11 protein-coding genes are annotated in these 15,281 nt (G+C 70.3%); 3 read left to right on the forward strand and 8 right to left on the reverse strand.

Annotation, left to right across the window (positions count from 1 at the left end):
- Positions 1-13: 13 nt before the first annotated feature.
- The gene (arc, locus tag ACZ60W_RS01925) at positions 14-1,780 is read right to left on the reverse strand and encodes a proteasome ATPase (protein WP_469753371.1); all 1,767 of its coding nucleotides are present in this window, start codon (positions 1,778-1,780) and stop codon (positions 14-16) included.
- 240 nt (positions 1,781-2,020) lie between these two features.
- On the opposite strand from arc, the gene ACZ60W_RS01930 reads away from it, so the two are divergent.
- The gene (locus tag ACZ60W_RS01930; protein WP_469753372.1) at positions 2,021-2,332 is read left to right on the forward strand and encodes a ferredoxin; all 312 of its coding nucleotides are present in this window, start codon (positions 2,021-2,023) and stop codon (positions 2,330-2,332) included.
- A gap of 4 nt (positions 2,333-2,336) precedes the next feature.
- On the opposite strand, the gene ACZ60W_RS01935 is transcribed toward ACZ60W_RS01930, so the two are convergent.
- From ACZ60W_RS01935 to ACZ60W_RS01945, 3 genes are all read right to left on the reverse strand, one after another.
- Positions 2,337-2,912, reverse strand: a complete 576-nt coding sequence (locus tag ACZ60W_RS01935; protein WP_469753373.1) for a hypothetical protein — start codon at positions 2,910-2,912, stop codon at positions 2,337-2,339.
- Between the two features lie 254 nt (positions 2,913-3,166).
- Positions 3,167-4,054, reverse strand: a complete 888-nt coding sequence (locus ACZ60W_RS01940) for a tRNA (adenine-N1)-methyltransferase (protein ID WP_015032448.1) — start codon at positions 4,052-4,054, stop codon at positions 3,167-3,169.
- 18 nt (positions 4,055-4,072) lie between these two features.
- A complete protein-coding gene (locus ACZ60W_RS01945; RefSeq protein WP_469753489.1) occupies positions 4,073-5,206 on the reverse strand; it encodes a site-2 protease family protein in 1,134 nt (377 codons plus the stop codon).
- A 181-nt stretch (positions 5,207-5,387) separates the two neighbouring features.
- On the opposite strand from ACZ60W_RS01945, the gene ACZ60W_RS01950 reads away from it, so the two are divergent.
- Together ACZ60W_RS01950 and ACZ60W_RS01955 are read left to right on the forward strand one after the other, a co-directional pair.
- Positions 5,388-6,290 (forward strand): RecB family exonuclease, encoded by a 903-nt coding sequence (locus ACZ60W_RS01950; protein WP_469753374.1) that lies wholly within the window; start codon positions 5,388-5,390, stop codon positions 6,288-6,290.
- Positions 6,291-6,335: 45 nt separating this feature from the next.
- The gene (locus tag ACZ60W_RS01955; RefSeq protein WP_469753375.1) at positions 6,336-7,010 is read left to right on the forward strand and encodes a response regulator; all 675 of its coding nucleotides are present in this window, start codon (positions 6,336-6,338) and stop codon (positions 7,008-7,010) included.
- A 92-nt stretch (positions 7,011-7,102) separates the two neighbouring features.
- Here ACZ60W_RS01955 and ACZ60W_RS01960 read toward each other — a convergent pair whose 3' ends face one another.
- From ACZ60W_RS01960 to metH, 4 genes are all read right to left on the reverse strand, one after another.
- On the reverse strand, positions 7,103-8,686 hold the full coding sequence (locus tag ACZ60W_RS01960) for an ABC transporter substrate-binding protein (RefSeq protein ID WP_469753376.1): 1,584 nt from the start codon (positions 8,684-8,686) through the stop codon (positions 7,103-7,105).
- 76 nt (positions 8,687-8,762) lie between these two features.
- Positions 8,763-10,352, reverse strand: a complete 1,590-nt coding sequence (locus tag ACZ60W_RS01965; RefSeq protein ID WP_469753377.1) for an ABC transporter substrate-binding protein — start codon at positions 10,350-10,352, stop codon at positions 8,763-8,765.
- A 466-nt stretch (positions 10,353-10,818) separates the two neighbouring features.
- Positions 10,819-11,517 carry an HAD family hydrolase gene (locus ACZ60W_RS01970; protein WP_469753378.1) on the reverse strand — a complete coding sequence of 233 codons (699 nt, stop codon included), beginning with the start codon at positions 11,515-11,517 and terminating at the stop codon, positions 10,819-10,821.
- A gap of 159 nt (positions 11,518-11,676) precedes the next feature.
- Entirely contained in the window at positions 11,677-15,189 is a 3,513-nt protein-coding gene (gene metH, locus ACZ60W_RS01975) for a methionine synthase (protein WP_469753379.1), read from the reverse strand.
- Positions 15,190-15,281 lie beyond the last annotated feature (92 nt).

Here is a 15,281-nt window from a genome sequence, read left to right on the forward strand (position 1 = left end):
GCCGGCTCGCGCTTTACAGGTACTGACCGGTGTTCGCCACCGTGTCGATGGAGCGTCCGGTGTCCGCGCCCTGCTTTCCGGTGACGAGGGTGCGGATGAACACGATCCGCTCGCCCTTCTTTCCGGAGATACGGGCCCAGTCGTCGGGGTTGGTCGTGTTGGGCAGGTCCTCGTTCTCCTTGAACTCGTCCACGCACGCCTGGAGGAGGTGGGAGACCCGGATGCCCTTCTGGTTGTGGTCGAGGAAGGCCTTGATGGCCATCTTCTTGGCCCGGTCGACGATGTTCTGGATCATCGCTCCGGAGTTGAAGTCCTTGAAGTAGAGGACTTCCTTGTCGCCGTTGGCGTACGTGACCTCGAGGAAGCGGTTCTCCTCGGATTCCGCGTACATCTGCTCGACGACCGACTGGATCATTCCGTGGGCCGCGGCGGCCTTGGAACCGCTGTGCTCGGAGATGTCGTCCGAGTGCAGCGGCAGGTTCGCCGTGAGGTACTTCGCGAAGATGTCCTTCGCCGCCTCCGCGTCCGGACGCTCGATCTTGATCTTGACGTCGAGCCGGCCGGGCCGCAGGATCGCGGGGTCGATCATGTCCTCGCGGTTGGAGGCGCCGATGACGATGACGTTCTCCAGGCCCTCCACACCGTCGATCTCGGCGAGCAGCTGCGGGACGATGGTGTTCTCCACGTCCGAGCTGACACCCGAGCCGCGGGTGCGGAAGAGGGATTCCATCTCGTCGAAGAAGACGATGACGGGGGTGCCCTCGCTCGCCTTCTCCCGGGCACGCTGGAAGACGAGGCGGATGTGCCGCTCGGTCTCGCCGACGTACTTGTTGAGGAGCTCGGGGCCCTTGATGTTGAGGAAGTAGGACTTCCCCGCGGGCTGGCCGGTCACCTCGGCCACCTTCTTGGCGAGCGAGTTCGCCACGGCCTTCGCGATGAGCGTCTTGCCGCAGCCCGGCGGGCCGTAGAGCAGGATGCCCTTGGGCGGCCGCAGTTCGTGCTCCTTGAACAGGTCCGGGTAGAGGTACGGCAGCTCGACCGCGTCGCGGATCAGCTCGATCTGGTTGCCCAGACCGCCGATCTTCTCGTAGTCGACGTCCGGGACCTCTTCCAGGACGAGTTCCTCGACCTCGCTCTTGGGGACCACCTCGTAGACGTAGCCCGAGCGCGAGTCCAGCAGCAGGGCGTCGCCGGCGCGGATGGTGACGTCCAGCAGAGGCTCGGCGAGCCTCACCACCCGCTCCTCGTCGGTGTGCCCGACCACCAGGGCGCGCTCGCCGTCCTCGAGGATCTCCTTGAGGGTGACGATGTCGCCGGCGCGCTCGAACTCCATGGCCTCGACCACGTTGAGCGCCTCGTTGAGCATGACCTCCTGGCCGCGCCTGAGCTCGTCGAGCTCGATGCTGGGGCTCACGTTCACCCGGAGCTTGCGGCCCCCGGTGAAGATGTCGCACGTGCCGTCCTCGTTCGCCTGCAGGAAGACGCCGAATCCGGCCGGCGGCTGTGCGAGCCGGTCGACCTCCTCCTTGAGGGCGACGATCTGGTCGCGCGCCTCACGGAGCGTGTTCGCGAGTCTTTCGTTCTGGGCGGACACGCCGGCCAGGCTGGTCTGCAGCTCGACGATCCGCTCTTCGAGAATCCTCGTGTGGCGCGGAGAGTCGGCGAGCTTGCGGCGCAGGACGGCGATTTCCTGCTCGAGATAGGCAACCTGTCCGGCGGGGTCATCAGACCCTCGCCCGGGCCGGATGCCGCGGTTGATGTCGTCGTCGTGGGCTGCCACGGTCCTCACCTCCTCCAGGGGGAGCTGGACGCTTCCTGACCCTACCTGCGTGGGTGATGATTGAAACCCCTAGATCAAAAAGACTCCGGGGTGTGTCCGATCTTCACCCTTGCGCTTCCCCTCTCGCCAGGGGAATACCCACCCTTCACCGCTTGAAAGCGGGCGGTTGTATCGTCGTCTTTGGCCAACACCCGTCAGGGGTGGCCCGACTTACCGCGCGAAGCAGAAACGGCAGGAGATATGACCGTGCAGCACGAGGCCCCGGCGACGGGCGCCGAGGGGGCGCTGGAAGTCTGGATCGACCAGGACCTGTGCACCGGGGACGGGATCTGTGCCCAGTACGCCCCGGAGGTCTTCGAGCTCGACATCGACGGGCTCGCTTATGTGAAGAGCGCCGACGACGAGCTCCTCCAGGACACGGGCGCGACCACCCCGGTGCCGCTGCCGCTGCTCCAGGACGTGGTGGACTCCGCGAAGGAGTGCCCGGGCGACTGCATCCACGTGCGCCGGGTGGCGGACGGGGTCGAGGTGTACGGCCCCGACGCGGAGTGACGGGTCAGACGCCCCGCGCGTCCGCCGCGCCGGAGCGTACGAAGGAACCGCCCTGCCAGCGCCAGCTGACCTGCTCCTTCTCGTCGGGGCAGCAGCGCGGCACGTCGAGGGTCGAGTAGCCGAGCAGCGTGGCGTGGACCGCGCCGTCGCGGACGGCGAGGGCGCCGACGTTCTGGTGGAGCTCGGGTCCGACGAGCGTGGCCACCACGCGGGCGGGGGCGCCCTTCTCCTTGCCGCGGGTCAGCACGTAGACGGCGTGCGGCGGGGTGCCGGAGCCGGCTTCGCAGTGCACGACCGCAACGGTCTCCGGGTTCCCGTCCCCGTCGAGGTCCCCGGAGGCGCGCTTCGCGACCTTCACCGGCGCTCCCCCGCACGCGAGGGGGTAGTCCGCTCCGGCGGCCTCGGGCGCGGGTGCGGGAGCCGGGGCGGCCGGGGCGGCGGTGGCTCCGGCGGGGCCGGGCTGGAGCAGCCCCGCCAGGGCGACGACCGCGGCCGTCGCGGTGGCGGTGGCCAGCCAGTGGGCCGGCCGGGCGGCGGTGTGCGCGAGGTCCGCGAGGTCCGGGGCGGCGGAGGGCTGCACGCGAGACGTCTCCTGTGGGGTGGTGCGGCGTGGTTCCGGGCATCGTGCCACACGTCACAGGGCGAAGGAACAGCCGGGGGTCGACGACGAGCGGCGCGGTCCGGGGGCGCGTACGCGCCCGGAAGGAGCGTTCCGGGGGCGCGAACCGGCCTCGGCCCGGCGCCGCGGCGGGGCGCCGAACATGAGGACGCCGCCGTCGAGTTCCCTCCCGTGGGCGGGGAACTCGACGGCGGCGTCGTACGGATGTCGGGACGTCAGCCCTTGTTGGGGCCTTCGTAGTCCTCGCCGTAGGCGCCCTTGGCGGGGCGGCGGCGGCGCATCGGGGGCTCGACGCCGTCCGCGAGGCGGCGGGCGGTGACGAGGAAGCCGGTGTGGCCGATCATGCGGTGGTCGGGGCGGACGGCCAGGCCCTCGACGTGCCAGTTGCGGATCATGGACTCCCACGGCTGCGGCTCGGCGTAGCAGCCGAACTCGCGGATGGACTCCACGGTGCGCGCGAGCTGGGTGGTGGTCGCCACGTAGCAGCAGAGGATGCCGCCGGGGACGAGCGCCTTGGAGACGGCCTCCAGGCACTCCCAGGGGGCGAGCATGTCCAGGATGACGCGGTCGACGTCCGTGTCGGACAGGTTGTCCTGGAGGTCGCCGACGGTCAGCTGCCACGCGGGGTGGGGGCCGCCGAAGTAGCGCTCGACGTTGCCCTTCGCGATCTCGGCGAAGTCCTCGCGGCGCTCGTAGGAGTGCAGCATGCCGCTGTCGCCGATGGCGCGGAGCAGGAAGCTGCTGAGCGAGCCGGAACCCACACCCGCCTCGACGACGCGCGCGCCGGGGAAGATGTCGGCGAAGGCCAGGATCTGGCCCGCGTCCTTCGGGTAGACCACGGCTGCGCCGCGGGGCATGGACAGGACGTAGTCGGGGAGCAGGGGGCGCAGCGCGAGGTAGGCGACGTTTCCGGTGGTGCGGACAACGCTGCCCTCGGGGGCGCCGATCAGTTCGTCGTGCGGGAAAGAACCCTTGTGGGTGTGGAAGTTCTTTCCCTCTTCGAGCGTGAACGTGTAGTGACGGCCCTTGGGGTCGGTCAGCTGAACCTGGTCCCCGACCTTGAAGGGCCCGCGTCGGCGGGCGGCACCGGTCGGTTCGGACATACGACCAGAGTACCGGGGTTACGAGGCGGGTCTTGCCATGGCCTTGACGAAGGCGCGCTCGACGTCGGTGGTGGCGAGGACGCCGTAGATCTCGCCGGTCTCCTCGACGACCAGGTACTCGGTGGCCGGGCTGGCGCGGAGGTGGTCGAGGAGGGGCTGTCCGGTGAGTTCGGCGGGGACCCGCATGCCGTCGGTGAGGTCCTGGGTGAGGGTGCTGACGGCGACCCAGGGGCGGCGGTGCTGCGGGACGGCGGCGATGGCGCTCTCGCGGACGATGCCGGTGGGGGCGCCGGCGGCGTCGACGACGACGAGGGCGCGGGCGCCCGCCTCGTTGGCGCGGCGCAGTGCCTCGGAGAGGGGGGTGGCGGGCTCGACGGGGATGGCGCGGCGGGTGAGGCTGCGGGCGCTGAGCTCGGGGAGGTGCTCGCGGAGCCGGGCCATGCGGAGGCTGTTGCCGGCGCCGGTCCAGATGATGGCGGCGAGGATCGCGGCGAGCAGGGCGTCGGTGACGGTGTTGAAGCCGCTGATGTCGTCGGTCGAGTTGCCGAGGAGGCCGGTGCGGGTGAGCAGGGGCAGGCCGACGAGGACGAGGACGGCGAGCGCGCGGCCGACCCAGGCGGCGGCGACGGTGCCGCTCATGGGCTTGCCGGTGATCTTCCAGACGACGGCGCGGAGCATGCGGCCGCCGTCGAGCGGGAGGCCGGGCAGCAGGTTGAAGATCGCGACGATCAGGTTGGAGATCATCAGGCCGGCGAGCAGGACGCCGGGGACGGTGCCGGGCTCGACGGCGTACAGGGAGAGGTAGAAGACGCCCGCCAGGACGAGGGAGAGGAGGGGGCCGACGAAGGCGAGGACGAACTCGCGGCCGGGGGTCTCGCTCTCCTTCTCGATCTCGGAGACGCCGCCGAAGAACTGGAGCTGGATGCGGCGCACGGGGAGCTTGAAGCGGAGCGCGGCGATGGTGTGGGCCAGCTCGTGGACGAGGACGGAGGCGTAGAACGCCACGGCGAAGAAGAGCGAGACGAGGTAGCGGGCGGCGCCGAGCTCGGGCAGGACGCGTTCGATCTGGTCGCCGAAGACCCAGGTGATCAGGGCGGCGACGAGGAACCAGCTGGGCGCGACGTAGACGGGCACGCCGAAGGGGCGGCCCATGAGGATGCCGCCGCCGGGCTCCTCGGTCCGCTGCGGCTTGGGCTCGTCCTGGTTCACGGGTTCCTCTCGTCGCGTGGTGTGACCCCGCGTCGGTGCGTCACGGTTCGATCATGCAGTGCGACGGGGTCCCGGGTCGATGGTATTCCGCGCGTTGTCGGTGGCGGGTCGTAGGGTCTTCGTCATGAGTACGAGCGAGCAGGTGCCGGCGGAGCCCCGGGCGCCCATGTCGTTGTCGCCGTCGCGGGCGAGCGATTTCATGCAGTGTCCGCTGCTGTACCGGTTCCGGGTGATCGACCGGCTGCCGGAGAAGCCGAGTCCGGCGGCGACCCGGGGCACGCTGGTGCACGCGGTGCTCGAGCGGCTCTTCGACGCTCCGGCGGCGGACCGGACTGCGCCGCGGGCCAAGGCGATGGTGCCGGGCCAGTGGGACCGGCTGCTGGAGTCGAAGCCCGAGCTGGGCGAGCTGTTCGCGGAGGACCGGGACGGGGAGCGGCTGGCGGGCTGGCTGTCGGAGGCGGAGCGGCTGGTCGAGCGGTGGTTCACACTGGAGGACCCCTCGCGTCTGGAGCCGGCCGAGCGCGAGCTGTTCGTGGAGACGGAGCTGGATTCGGGGCTGCGGCTGCGCGGGGTGATCGACCGGATCGACGTGGCGCCCTCGGGCGACGTGCGGATCGTCGACTACAAGACGGGGAAGGCGCCGCGGCCGGAGTACCGCGACGGCGCGCTGTTCCAGATGACGTTCTACGCGCTGGTGGTCTGGCGGCTGCGGCGGGTCATGCCGCGGCGGCTGCAGCTGGTCTACCTGGGCAGCGGGGACGTGCTGACGTACGACCCGGTGGAGGCGGATCTGCTGCGGGTGGAGCGGAAGCTGCTGGCGCTGTGGGACGCGATCCGGCTGGCGACGGAGACCGGCGACTGGCGGCCGCGGCCGACGAAACTGTGCGGCTGGTGCGACCACCAGGCGGTCTGCCCGGAGTTCGGGGGGACTCCCCCGGTCTATCCGCTGAAGATCGTCTCCGCGCGCCCGCCGGAGGCGGGTGAAGAGGGTCAGGGCAGAATGGACCCGGCCCGGCCGTCCGTGTGAGCCGGGCCGGCACCGTGTGCCCGCCCGCACCGTGAAGGAGCCCCTGTGACGATCCGCGTCCTCTTGGTCGACGATCAGCCGCTGCTGCGCACCGGCTTCCGGATGATTCTGGAGGCGGAGCAGGACATCGCGGTGGTGGGTGAGGCCGGGGACGGTCTGCAGGCGCAGGAGCAGGTGCGCGCGCTGCAGCCGGACGTGGTGCTGATGGACATCCGGATGCCGCGGATGGACGGGGTGGAGGCGACCCGGCAGATCACGGGGCCGGGCCGGGACGGTCCGGCGAAGGTGCTGGTGCTGACCACCTTCGACCTGGACGAGTACGTGGTGGAGGCGCTGCGGGCGGGCGCGAGCGGCTTCCTGCTGAAGGACGCCCCGGCGAACGAGCTGGTGCAGGCGATCCGGGTGGTGGCGGCGGGCGAGGCGATGCTGGCCCCGTCGATCACGCGCCGGCTGCTGGACAAGTACTCGGCGCACCTGCCGACGGGCGAGGAGCGGATGCCGGAGACGCTGGGCACCCTGACCGACCGCGAGGTGGAGGTCCTGAAGCTGGTGGCGCGGGGCCTGTCGAACGCGGAGATCGCGGCGGACCTGTTCGTCAGCGAGACGACCGTCAAGACGCATGTGGGCCATGTGCTGACGAAGCTCGGGCTGCGCGACCGGGTGCAGGCCGCGGTGTACGCGTACGAGAGCGGTCTGGTGCGGCCGGGCGGCGGCCAGTAGGCGGCTCCCGGGGTACCGGGAGCGGGGAGGGGCCCGGCGCGCGGACGCGTGCCGGGCCCCTCCCCGTCGTCGTGCGGGTGCCGCCGGGGCGGTCAGCCCTTCCGGATCTCCCAGAAGCGGAAGACGGTGGACGCGTCGAGGGTCCACTCCAGGCCGGTGACGTCGTCGCGGGCGACGGCGTACTGCTTGCCCTGCCACAGGGGCAGCATCGGCAGGTCGTCGGCGACGAGGTCCTGGATGCGGCCGTACTCGTCGGCGGTGCCGGCGCGGTCGGTGAGGGCCGCGGTCCTCGGCAGGAGGCGGCCGGTGATGGTGGCGTTGTCGTAGTGGTTGCCCAGGACGTTGCCCTCGCCGAAGAACGGGGAGGTGAAGTTGTCGGCGTCCGGGTAGTCGGGGACCCAGCCCTTGACGTAGACGCCGTACTTGCCGGCCGCTATGTCCTTCTCGTACTGCTCGTAGGCGACGGACTTGACGTCGGCGTCGAAGAGGCCGCTGTCGTTGAGCTGTCCGGCGATGGCCTTGAGCTCCTGGTCGGTGGACGGGCCGTAGCGGCTCGGCGTGGACCAGAGGGTGAGCTTGACCTTGCCGGTGATGCCGGCGGTGCGCAGGGCCTTCTTGGCCTTCGCCGCGTCGGGGCTGCCGTAGGTGTCGAAGAAGGCGGTGTTGTGGCCGGCGATGCCGGTCGGGACGATCGAGTAGAGCGGCGTGGCCGTCGACTTGTAGACGTCCTCGACGAGGGCCTCGCGGTCGACGAGGTGGGCGATGGCCTGGCGGACGGCGAGCTTGCCGACGACCGGGTCCTTCATGTTGAAGACGAGGTGCTGGACCTCGGCGCTGCTGCCCTGGACGACCTCGATGCCCTTGTCGTCGGTGGTGTCGGACGTCTCCAGGGCCGCGATGTCGTCGGCGGAGAGGCCTCGGTAGGCGATGTCGACGTCGCCGTCGGTGAGGGCCTTGGCGAGGGCGGTGCGGTCGCCGCGGTAGAGCTTGAGGGTGATCGCGTCGTTCTTGGGCCGGGCGAGGCCGTGGTACCCGGAGTTGGCGGAGAAGGTGGCCTGGTTCTCGCCGAAGGAGTCCAGCTTGTACGGCCCGGAGCCGACGGCCTTGCCGTCGGTGCGCAGGGCGTCGGCCGGGTACTCCCGGTGGTCGACGATGGAGCCGGCGCCGGAGGCGATCTTGCTGGGGAAGGTGGCGTCCGGCACCTTGAGGTGGAAGACGACGGTCCGCTCGTCGGGGGTCTCGATCTTGTCGATCGTGGAGAGGAGCGGGGCCGGGCCGGAGGGGTCGGCGATCCTGAGGGCGCGCTCGAAGGAGAACTTGACGTCCTCCGAGGTGAGCTTGTTGCCGTTGGAGAAGGTGAGGCCGTCCCGCAGGGTGCAGCTGTACACCTTGCTGCCGGCCGAGAAGCCGCACTTGTCGGCGGCTTCCGGCTCGGGGGCGAAGCCGCCCTTGGGGAAGGCGAGCAGGGACTGGAAGACGTTGTTGAACAGCAGCCAGGAGCCGGGGTCGTAGCCGGCGGCCGGGTCGGTGGCGAGGATCTCGTCGGACATGCCGACGCGCACGCCCTCCCCGGAGCCGTCGGCGCCGCCGCCCTGTTCGGTGCCGCAGCCGCTGAGGAGCGCGGCGGACAGGCCGGCGGCGAGCGGGGCCGTCAGCCACTTGGTGTGTGCCTTCACAGAACGTGCCTCTTGATCTCTATGTCAGGCCGGCCGCGCCCGGGTGCGCGGCCGGTACAACCGATCCGGACAGGGGTTATGCGGTGCCGCGTCCCAGTTCCCAGAGCAGCAGGTCGGAGGAGGTGTTGAGGGCGTACTCGACCCCGTTGAGGTCGTCGCGCGCCGCGACGTACTGCTTGCCCTGCCACAGGGGCAGGACGGGGACGTCCTGGGCGACGATCTTCTGGATCTGCGTGTAGACGGGGGTCGCGGCCGTGCGGTCGGCCATGCGGCGCGAGCGCGGGATGAGCTGGTCGCGGACCACCTTGTTCACGTACGGGGTGTTGAGGAAGTTGTCGCTGTCGAGGAAGGGCGCGACGTAGTTGTCGGGGTCCGGGTAGTCCGGGAACCAGCCCAGGCCGTAGACGGCGTAGTCGCCGCGCTTCTGGGCGGTGCGGAACTTCGACCACTCGGAGCCCTGGACGGTGGCGTCGAAGAGCTCGGAGGCGACCAGCTGCTTCTTGAGCGCCTCGAACTCCTGCGCGGTCTCGGCGCCGTAGTGGTCGGTGGTGTAGTTCAGCGTCACCTTGACCGGTGTCTTGACGCCCGCTTCCTTGAGGAGCTTGGCGGCGCGGGCGGGGTCGGGCTCGCCGTACTCGTCGAAGAACGGGGTGGCGTGGCCGGTGATGCTGGAGGGGATCAGCGAGTACAGGGGCTCGGCGGTGGGGCCGTAAACCATGTTGACGAGCGCGCCGCGGTCGACGACGGACGCCATGGCCTGGCGGACCGCCTTCTGCTGGACGGAGGGCGCCTTGGTGTTGAAGCCGAGGTAGCGGATCTCGAGGCCGGGGACCTCGGTGATCTCGATGCCGTCCTGGGGCGACTCGGTGAGGTCCTTGATCTGCTTCTGCGACAGGGAGCGGGCCATCATGTCGATGTCGTCGCTCTCCAGGGCGGCGCCCATGGCGGTGGCGTCGCCGTAGGGGCGGAGCTCCACCTTGTCGTTGCGCAGGGTGATGTCGCCCTTGTAGGCGGGGTTCCTGGTGAAGACGAAGCGGGTGGCCTTCTCGCCGTCGCGCTCGACCTTCATCGTGTACGGACCCGAGCCGTCGACGTCGAAGCCGTCGCGGAGGGAGTCGGAGGCGTACTTGGCCTTGCTGAGGATGCCGGCGACCGGGGTGGAGAGCTTGTACGGGAAGGTCGCGTCGGGGCTCTTGAGGTGGAAGACGACGCCGTCGGAGCCCTGGGTCTCGACGGTGTCGATGTTCGCCAGGAGGGCGGCCGTGCCGTTGTCCGACTTGATCTTCAGGACGCGCTCGATGGAGTACTTGACGTCCTCGGCCGTGATCGCGGTGCCGTCGGCGAAGGTGAGGCCGGAGCGGAGCTTGCAGCGGTAGCTCTCGCTGGCCTTGTCCGAGAAGCCGCAGCTCTCGGCCGCCTCGGGGACGGGCTCGCCGCCGCCGCGCGGCACGTGCATGAGGGTCTGGACGGTCTGGCGGAGGATGTTCCAGGCGCCGGTGTCGTAGGCGTACGCCGGGTCGAGCGGGGCGGGGGCGTCCTCGGTGGCGATGAACTGGTCCGTGGTGCCGACGACGATCGCTCCGTCGTCCTGTCCTCCGCCGCAGGCGGCGAGCAGGGGGGCGAGCAGTCCGGCCACGGCCGGTAGCACCAGGGTCTTGCGGTTCATCAGGGACGATCTCCTCATCCGGCACTGGGTACAGCGGTCAGTGGGAACTCCGCCGCCGGCCGCCCGGTCGGGGCGGGAGCGATCGGGCCGGGTGTTTCGATCGGTCCTGTGCTCACGGCGGTCGGGGTGTGCGCCGGTGCACGCGGTTATACGGCGAAGTTCTCGCGAAAGATTAGTGGGCGGCGCCGCTATTGCCGGACCGCGAAGCGGCCAGGGGGCTGCCGGACAGTGATCATGAATACGGGACGCTCGATAGTCATGCGGGGGTACGACGGGGACGCCCGTGAGCGAATCAGGACACATGAGGGCAACGGAATCGCCCCATTCCGGGCGCACCACGCGGACAGGCCACCCACCGCCGGGCACTCTGCGTGACGAAGGTCACGGGAATTCCGTCGCGGTGAATGGCCTGTCCGATTCCCTGGCGGGAAAGGCGCATTCGGTCCGGGGAAAGCTCAGATACAGCTCAGATTCCGGAGATCAACGTGCGCAGGAAAGGCACGTCGACGTCTTCGAGGGAGCGCACCACGACCCGGCCGGGAGAGGCCGTGATCGGGGCGACGGAGGGCACCGCGACGACCCGGCAGCCGGCCGCCTCCGCGGCCGCCACACCGGTCGCCGTGTCCTCGATGACGGCGCAGAGCGCGGGGTCGGCCCCGACCCCGCGGGCGGCCGTGAGATACGGCTCGGGGTGGGGCTTGGTGCGGACGACCTCGTCGCCGGCGACCGTCAGGGTGAAGCGGTCGCGGCCGAGTGAGGCGAGGACCCGGTCGATGATCCGCCGGTGCGAGGCGGAGACCAGGGCGGTGGGGATGGAGTGGCGGGCCAGCTCGGCGAGGAGCCGCTCGGCGCCGGGCATGAGCGGGACGCCGCGGTCGATGCGCTGCTCGAACTTCTCGTTGAGCAGCACCGTCAGCTCGTCGAGCGTGATGTCGGCGCCGGTGGACTCGATGAGGTAGCCGGCGCTGCGGGTCATCGGGCCGCCGACGACGATGTCCCTCCACGCCTCGTCCAGCCGGTGCCCGAGGTCGGCGAAGACCTCGACCTCCGCGTCCCACCAGAACCCCTCCGTGTCGACGAGGGTCCCGTCCATGTCGAGGAAGACCGCCTGCAGGGCGGAGCTGCCGTTCGTACGGAACAGGGACGCGGGGACCGTACTGGTCATCGGCACACCTCCATGGAGGGACGAGAAGGCCGGCCCCCTCCCCGGTACGGGGAGGAGGACCGGCCTGCACTGGACCGACAAGTGTACGTCCGGATCATCGCGGAAGCGTGGATTTGGACCACGCCTCCGTCACATCCGCCGCCGGGCGTCGCCCGGCGGTCACCGGGCGTTGAAGTACTTCGCCTCGGGGTGGTGGATCACGATGGCGTCGGTGGACTGCTCGGGGTGGAGCTGGAACTCCTCCGAGAGGTGCACGCCGATCCGCTCCGGGCGGAGGAGCTCGGCGATCTTGGCCCGGTCCTCCAGGTCGGGGCAGGCGCCGTAGCCGAGAGAGAAGCGGGCGCCGCGGTACTTGAGGTCGAACATGGACTGGACGTCCGCCGGGTCCTCGCCGGCGAAGCCGAGCTCGGCGCGGACGCGGGCGTGCCAGTACTCGGCGAGGGCCTCGGCGAGCTGGACGGAGAGGCCGTGCAGCTCCAGGTAGTCGCGGTAGGAGTCGGAGGCGAAGAGCTTGGCCGTGGCCTCGCCGATCTTCGAGCCGACCGTGACGACCTGGAGGCCGACGACGTCGGTCTCGCCGGACTCCTCCGGGCGGAAGAAGTCCGCGAGGCAGAGGCGGCGGCCCCGGCGCTGGCGCGGGAAGGTGAAACGGGTCCGCTCGTTGCCGGCCTCGTCCAGGATGATCAGGTCGTCGCCCTTGGAGACGCAGGGGAAGTAGCCGTGGACGACGGCCGCCTCCAGGAGGTTCTCCGTGTGGAGGCGCTCCAGCCAGCCGCGCAGCCGCGGCCTGCCCTCGGACTCGACGAGCTCCTCGTACGAGGGACCGTCGCCGGCGCGGTTCTGCTTGAGGCCCCACTGGCCCTTGAAGAGGGCGCCCTCGTCCAGCCAGGAGGCGTACTCCTTCAGCGGGATGCCCTTGACGACGCGGGTGCCCCAGAACGGCGGGGTCGGCACCGGGTTGTCGGTGGCCACGTCGGAGCGTCCGGCGGGCTCCGGCTCGTCGACCTGGAGGGCGGGGGCGTCGCGCTTGACGACCCGTCGCTGCTTCAGCTCGGGGAGCGCGGCGCCGGGGACGCCCCGCTTGACCGAGATGAGGGCGTCCATGAGGCGCAGGCCCTCGAAGGCGTCGCGGGCGTAGCGCACCTCGCCCTGGTAGATCTCGTGCAGGTCCTGCTCGACGTAGGCGCGGGTGAGGGCGGCTCCGCCGAGGATCACCGGGTACTTCGCCGCCAGCTCGCGCTGGTTGAGCTCCTGGAGGTTCTCCTTCATGATCACGGTGGACTTCACGAGGAGACCCGACATGCCGATGACATCGGCGGAGTGCTCCTCGGCGGCCTCCAGGATCGCGGAGACGGGCTGCTTGATGCCGATGTTGACCACGTTGTAGCCGTTGTTCGACAGGATGATGTCGACGAGGTTCTTGCCGATGTCGTGGACGTCGCCGCGGACGGTGGCGAGCACGATCGTGCCCTTGCCCTCCGCGTCCGACTTCTCCATGTGCGGCTCCAGGTGCGCTACCGCGGTCTTCATGACCTCGGCGGACTGGAGCACGAACGGCAGCTGCATCTGACCGGAGCCGAAGAGCTCGCCGACCACCTTCATGCCGTCGAGCAGGGTGTCGTTGACGATGTCGAGGGCGGCCCGGGACTCCAGGGCCTCGTCGAGGTCGGCCTCCAGGCCGTTCTTCTCGCCGTCGATGATGCGGCGCTTGAGGCGCTCGTCGAGGGGCAGGGCGAGGAGTTCCTCGGTCTTGCCGGCCTTCATCGACTTGGTGTTGACGCCCTCGAAGAGCGCCATCAGCTTCTGCAGCGGGTCGTAGCCCTCGGCCCGGCGGTCGTAGATCAGGTCGAGGGCGGTGGTGACCTGCTCGTCGTCGAAGCGGGCGATCGGCAGGATCTTGGAGGCGTGGACGATCGCCGAGTCGAGGCCGGCCTTGACGCACTCGTCGAGGAAGACCGAGTTCAGCAGGATGCGGGCGGCCGGGTTGAGGCCGAAGGAGATGTTGGACAGGCCCAGCGTCGTCTGGACGTCGGGGTGGCGCCGCTTGAGCTCGCGGATGGCCTCGATGGTGGCGATGCCGTCCTTGCGGGACTCCTCCTGACCGGTACAGATGGTGAAGGTCAGGGTGTCGATGAGGATGTCCGACTCGTGGATGCCCCAGGTGCCGGTGAGGTCCTCGATGAGCCGCTCGGCGATCGCGACCTTGTGCTCGACGGTGCGGGCCTGGCCCTCCTCGTCGATGGTGAGGGCGATCAGCGCGGCGCCGTGCTCCTGGGCCAGCCGGGTGACCTTGGCGAAGCGGGAGTCGGGGCCGTCGCCGTCCTCGTAGTTGACGGAGTTGATGACCGCGCGGCCGCCGAGCTTCTCCAGGCCGGCGCGCAGGACGTCGACCTCGGTGGAGTCCAGGACGATGGGGAGGGTGGAGGCGGTCGCGAAGCGGCCGGCCAGCTCCTCCATGTCGGCGACGCCGTCGCGGCCCACGTAGTCGACGCAGAGGTCGAGCATGTGCGCGCCCTCGCGGATCTGGTCGCGGGCCATCTCGACGCAGTCGTCCCAGCGGCCTTCGAGCATGGCCTCGCGGAACTTCTTCGAGCCGTTGGCGTTGGTCCGCTCGCCGATCGCCATGTAGGAGGTGTCCTGGCGGAACGGCACGGTCTGGTAGAGCGAGGCGGCGCCGGGCTCGGGCTGGGGGGAGCGCTCGGGGGGCGTGATGCCGTGCACCCGCTCGACGACCTGGCGCAGGTGCTCGGGCGTCGAGCCGCAGCAGCCGCCGACCAGCGAGAGGCCGTAGTCGCGGACGAAGTTCTCCTGCGCGTCGGCCATCTCCGGCGGCGTCAGGGGGAAGTAGGCGCCGTCCTTGGTCAGGATCGGCAGGCCCGCGTTCGGCATGCACATCAGGGGCGTGCGCGAGTGGCGGGCGAGGTAGCGCAGGTGCTCGTTCATCTCGGCCGGGCCGGTGGAGCAGTTCAGCCCGATCATGTCGATGCCGAGCGGCTCCAGGGCGGTCAGCGCCGCGCCGATCTCCGAGCCGAGCAGCATGACGCCGGTGGTCTCGAAGGCGAGGGAGCAGATCAGCGGGACGTCGAGGCCGACGGCCTCCATGGCGCGGCGGGCGCCGATCAGGCTCGCCTTGGTCTGGAGCAGGTCCTGGGTCGTCTCGACGATCAGGGCGTCCGCGCCGCCGGCGAGCAGGCCCTCGGCGTTCTGCTGGTATCCGTCGCGCAGGACGCCGTACGTGGTGTGGCCGAGGGAGGGCAGCTTGGTGCCGGGGCCGATGGAGCCCAGGACCCAGCGCTGGCGGCCGTCGCGGGCGCCGTACGCGTCGGCCACCTCGCGGGCGATGCGGGCGCCGGCCTCGGAGAGCTCGAAGATCCGGTCGGCGATGTCGTACTCGCCGGCGGCCGAGTGGTTGGAGCCGAAGGTGTTGGTCTCGACGCAGTCGACGCCGGCCTCGAAGTACTCCTCGTGGACCGAACGGACGATGTCGGGGCGCGTGACGTTCAGGATCTCGTTGCACCCTTCGAGGTTCTGGAAGTCCTCGAGGGTGGGGTCCTGGGCCTGGAGCATGGTGCCCATGGCTCCGTCGGCGACGACGACGCGGCTCGCGAGCGCCTCGCGGAGGGCTGCGGCGCGGGTCCGGCTGTCAGCGGAAGGGGTCGGCAACGAGGCCATGGATGAGCTCCCTGGGATGCGACGGCTGTCGGCTTTGCGCCCTCGGGGGAGGGTGCACGTGGCCAGCGTAACCGCGCTCAGCCCGGGGTGGA

The sequence above is a fragment of the Streptomyces sp. NPDC104202 genome (assembly GCF_055584185.1).

Bases quoted from the DNA above. Each gene is read 5' to 3' on its own strand.
- ACZ60W_RS01930 (WP_469753372.1), top strand. From the start codon at position 2,021: ATGACCGTGCAGCACGAGGCCCCGGCGACGGGCGCCGAGGGGGCGCTG.
- metH (WP_469753379.1), bottom strand. From the start codon at position 15,189: ATGGCCTCGTTGCCGACCCCTTCCGCTGACAGCCGGACCCGCGCCGCA.
- ACZ60W_RS01945 (WP_469753489.1), bottom strand. From the start codon at position 5,206: ATGGGCCGCCCCTTCGGCGTGCCCGTCTACGTCGCGCCCAGCTGGTTC.
- ACZ60W_RS01940 (WP_015032448.1), bottom strand. From the start codon at position 4,054: ATGTCCGAACCGACCGGTGCCGCCCGCCGACGCGGGCCCTTCAAGGTC.
- ACZ60W_RS01965 (WP_469753377.1), bottom strand. From the start codon at position 10,352: ATGAACCGCAAGACCCTGGTGCTACCGGCCGTGGCCGGACTGCTCGCC.
- ACZ60W_RS01950 (WP_469753374.1), top strand. From the start codon at position 5,388: ATGAGTACGAGCGAGCAGGTGCCGGCGGAGCCCCGGGCGCCCATGTCG.
- ACZ60W_RS01970 (WP_469753378.1), bottom strand. From the start codon at position 11,517: ATGACCAGTACGGTCCCCGCGTCCCTGTTCCGTACGAACGGCAGCTCC.